This is a genomic window from Paeniglutamicibacter sp. (genome assembly GCF_046714615.1).
Lineage (GTDB): Bacteria > Actinomycetota > Actinomycetes > Actinomycetales > Micrococcaceae > Paeniglutamicibacter.
In genome coordinates this window covers 1-1,163 of record NZ_JBKKAP010000131.1, presented here as the reverse complement: position 1 = coordinate 1,163, position 1,163 = coordinate 1, and the positions used below count along the sequence as shown (strand labels likewise).

Here is a 1,163-nt window from a genome sequence, read left to right as displayed (position 1 = left end):
GAGCTGGCCCGCCAGCAGCGCGGCCTGGAGATGATCGCCTCGGAGAACCACACGGCCCTCGCGGTGATGCAGGCGCAGGGTTCGGTGCTGACCAACAAGTACGCCGAGGGCTACCCGGGACGCCGCTACTACGGCGGCTGCGAGGAGGTCGACGTCGTCGAGACCCTGGCGATCGAGCGGGTCAAGGCCCTCTTCGGCGCCGCGTTCGCCAACGTGCAGCCGCACTCCGGCGCCCAGGCCAACGCCTCGGTCATGCACGCGCTGATCCGCCCGGGCGACACCGTCATGGGCCTGAACCTGGCCCACGGCGGGCACCTGACCCACGGCATGAAGATCAACTTCTCCGGCCGCCTCTACAACATCGTCCCGTACGGTGTCGAGGAGGACACCCTGGTGGTGGACATGGACAAGGTCGAGGCCCTGGCCCTGGAGCACAAGCCGAAGATGATCGTTGCCGGCTGGTCCGCCTACCCGCGCCAGCTGGACTTCGAGCGATTCCGGGCGATCGCCGACAAGGTCGGCGCGTACCTGTTCGTGGACATGGCGCACTTCGCCGGCCTGGTCGCCGCCGGGCTGCACCCCTCCCCGGTGCCGCACGCCCACGTCGTCTCCTCCACCACGCACAAGACCCTGGCGGGTCCGCGCGGCGGGATCATCCTGACCAACGACGCCGACATCGCGAAGAAGATCAACTCCGCGGTGTTCCCCGGCCAGCAGGGCGGCCCGCTGGAGCACGTGATCGCCGGCAAGGCCGTCGCGTTCAAGATCGCCGCGACCGAGGAGTTCCGCGAACGCCAGGAACGCACCCTGGCCGGGGCGCACATCCTGGCCGAGCGCCTCAACGCCCCGGACGTCGCCGCGGTGGGCATCTCGGTGCTGACCGGCGGCACCGATGTGCACCTGGTCCTGGTGGACCTGAGGCACTCGGAGCTGGACGGGCAGCAGGGCGAGGACCTGCTGGCGAAGGTGGAGATCACGGTGAACCGCAACGCGGTCCCCTTTGACCCGCGTCCGCCGATGGTCACCTCGGGGCTGCGCATCGGCACCCCGGCGCTGGCGACCCGCGGCTTCTCCGAGGCCGCGTTCGTGGAGGTCGCCGACATCATCGCAGAGACCCTCATCGCGGGCACCCGGGAGGGGAACGAGGCGACGCTCGCGGCCCT

1 protein-coding gene is annotated in these 1,163 nt (G+C 70.2%); it reads left to right on the top strand.

Features of this window, described 5'->3' with window-relative positions:
• The coding region (gene glyA, locus ACLQ7E_RS15670; protein ID WP_411733510.1) for a serine hydroxymethyltransferase at window positions 1-1,163 on the top strand (1,163 nt) is incomplete at both ends.